This window comes from Enterobacteriaceae endosymbiont of Donacia piscatrix (assembly GCF_012569525.1).
In the GTDB taxonomy this organism is placed as follows: Bacteria; Pseudomonadota; Gammaproteobacteria; order Enterobacterales; family Enterobacteriaceae.
In genome coordinates this window covers 340,763-343,468 of the sequence record NZ_CP046200.1, presented here as the reverse complement: position 1 = coordinate 343,468, position 2,706 = coordinate 340,763, and the positions used below count along the sequence as shown (strand labels likewise).

At 19.2% G+C, this 2,706-nt stretch carries 4 protein-coding genes and 1 other RNA gene; all 5 read right to left on the bottom strand.

Going from position 1 to position 2,706, the window contains the following annotated elements; translation table 11 throughout:
* Positions 1-534: ATP-binding protein (locus GJT96_RS01725; protein ID WP_211080503.1), on the bottom strand; the 534-nt coding region annotated here is incomplete at its 3' end.
* 116 nt (positions 535-650) lie between these two features.
* On the bottom strand, positions 651-1,763 hold the full coding sequence (dnaX, locus tag GJT96_RS01720; RefSeq protein WP_169780492.1) for a DNA polymerase III subunit gamma/tau: 1,113 nt from the start codon (positions 1,761-1,763) through the stop codon (positions 651-653).
* 28 nt (positions 1,764-1,791) lie between these two features.
* An RNA gene (gene ffs, locus GJT96_RS01715) (signal recognition particle sRNA small type) lies at positions 1,792-1,888 on the bottom strand.
* Between the two features lie 49 nt (positions 1,889-1,937).
* Positions 1,938-2,393 (bottom strand): 50S ribosomal protein L9, encoded by a 456-nt coding sequence (gene rplI, locus GJT96_RS01710; protein WP_169780491.1) that lies wholly within the window; start codon positions 2,391-2,393, stop codon positions 1,938-1,940.
* A gap of 50 nt (positions 2,394-2,443) precedes the next feature.
* Positions 2,444-2,671, bottom strand: a complete 228-nt coding sequence (rpsR, locus tag GJT96_RS01705; RefSeq protein WP_168821232.1) for a 30S ribosomal protein S18 — start codon at positions 2,669-2,671, stop codon at positions 2,444-2,446.
* Positions 2,672-2,706: the final 35 nt, after the last annotated feature.

The following is a 2,706-nucleotide window of genomic DNA, read 5'->3' as shown; positions in this document are numbered from 1 at the left end:
CTCAGTTCCTCTAAATTCTTTATTAATATTAGCTATATGATAATTTCCTTCTCCTGTAGATTCCCAAAAAACACCTTCATCTAAATTTTTACCAGCAGCTCTAGTTTTTACTAAAACTTTATCTGATACTATAAAAGCAGAATAAAATCCTACACCAAATTGACCTATTAATTTTGTATTTAATTCTGTTTTATTTGAAGATAATTTTAAAGATTTAATAAAATCTTTAGTACCAGATTTAGCAATTGTACCTAAATTTTCAATAACTTCATTACGACTCATACCAATACCATTATCATTAATGGTAATTAATCTTTTTTTTTTATTTATAGAAATTTGTACTTTTAATATTGAATTATTTTCATATAAATCTGGTTTTGATAAAGCTTGAAATTTTAATTTATCAATTGCATCAGAAGCATTAGATATTAATTCTCTTAAAAAAATTTCTTTATTTGAATAAAGTGAATGAATCATTAAATGTAATAATTGTTTTACTTCAGATTGAAAATGTAATGTTTCTCTTTTTTTCATAATTATATTACTCTTTTTTATATAAATATTATAATAAATATATATATTTGTATTTTTATAATACAATAATAAAAAATGATTTTTATATATATTAAATAATCAATACATAAAATTTTTTATATATAATTTTGATTTTTAAAATAAATTATTATTTCTAATATAACCATTTCAAATCCTATTTTAGGATTTGGAGATAAGTACAGATTTTTTTTTCCTGTATTTAAAATATTATATAAAAATTTTAATTCATTTTTAGAAAATTTGTTTAATATTTTCTTATAAAATAAAATTTCATTTTTTGTAAAATTAAAATTTATTAAAAAATTACTAAAATTTTTGTTTAAAATTTTAATTTTTAAAATATTATGTAATAATATCATTATTTCTGTTAAAATATTATCCCAATCTACATTAAATGTAGATATTTTATTAATTAAACTAAAAATTATATCATATTTTTGTGTTTTAAAATTTTCTATTAATAAAAATAAATATTCTTTTTTTATTAATCCTAACATCAAATTAATATTTTTTATGGTTAATTCTCCCATTGATATTAATTGATCTGTTAAATTTAAAGCATCACGCATACTTCCATATGCTGCAAAAGATAAAATTTTTAATGCTTTTTCATCATATTTTAAATTTTCTTTATCTAAAATATTTTTTATCTTATTAAAGATTATGTTTTCATCTATTAATTTTAAATGAAATTGGATACATCTGGATAATATTGTAGATGGTATTTTTTGTAATTCTGTTGTTGCAAATATAAATTTTATATATTTTGGAGGTTCTTCTATTATTTTTAATAATGCATTAAAACTATGTTTAGATAACATATGAAATTCATCAAAAATATAAATTTTATATTTTCCTTTTACAGGAGGATAATAAATTATTTCTAATATTTCTCTAATATCTTCTACTTTAGTTTTAGATGCTGAATCTAATTCAATTAAATCTAAAAAAGAATTTTTTTTTATAGATATACAATTTTCACAATACCCACATGGGTTTGGTGTTATTCCTTTTAAACAACTTAAACCCATAGCAAATATTCTTGCTATTGTTGTTTTTCCTACTCCTCTACTACCTGACAGTATCCAGGAAGGATGTATTTTTTTAATAAACAAACTGTGTTTAATTGCTTGTATTACATGATCTTGACCAATAACATCATTAAACGAATAAGGACGCCATTTAAATGCTAAAATATGAGAGTTCATTTTTTGTTTTTTATAAAATTAAACAATAAAACATGACTACTTATTTACACATATTATATTTACTACAGCTGCTTCTTTCCAGACCTGACTGGATTTATAAAATAATATTGTTTTAGATAGTCATGTTTATACATGATTATACATAATTTTATTAATTAGTCAATACATAATTAATTATTTACTATTTACTATACTAATTTTTTTTTCAACTAAAATTTTTTCATGAAATTGAAAAATTACAGTGTATTTTCCAATATATTTAAAACCTCCTTTAGGCAATTTAATTTCTTTTTTTAAAATATTAAATCCAATTTTTTTAAATTCTTTTAAAATATCATTTTTACCTATTGATCCAAATAATTTTCCAGTTTCTCCCGCCTTAGCAAAAATTTTTATTTGATTTTTTAGTAAGTTAAATTTTTTTAATCTTAATTTTGCTTTATTTAAAATATTTAATAATTTAGATTTTTTTTCTAAAATTTTTTGTTTTAAAAGAAAAATGTTTTTTTTTGTAGCAATAATTACTTTATTTTTTGGCATTAAAAAATTACGTGCATATCCAGATTTTACATTTATAACTTGAGATTTTTCTCCTATATTAGGAATAGAAGTTAACAAAATTACTTTCATTATTTACACTCTTTATAAAAAAAATTTTTTTTAAAAAATAATTATATTAATTATTTATGATGATCAGTATAAGATATTAAAGATAAATACCTTGCTAGTTTTATAGCTTTAGTTAATTGACGTTGATATTTTGCTTTAGTACCAGTAATTCTACTAGGAACAATTTTACCACTTTCAGTAATAAAATTCTTTAAAATATGAATATCTTTATAATCAATTTCTTTAATACCTTCTGCAGTAAAACGACAAAATTTACGACGACGAAAATAACGTACCATTATATAACTCCAAATATTTTATAAAATAAATTATG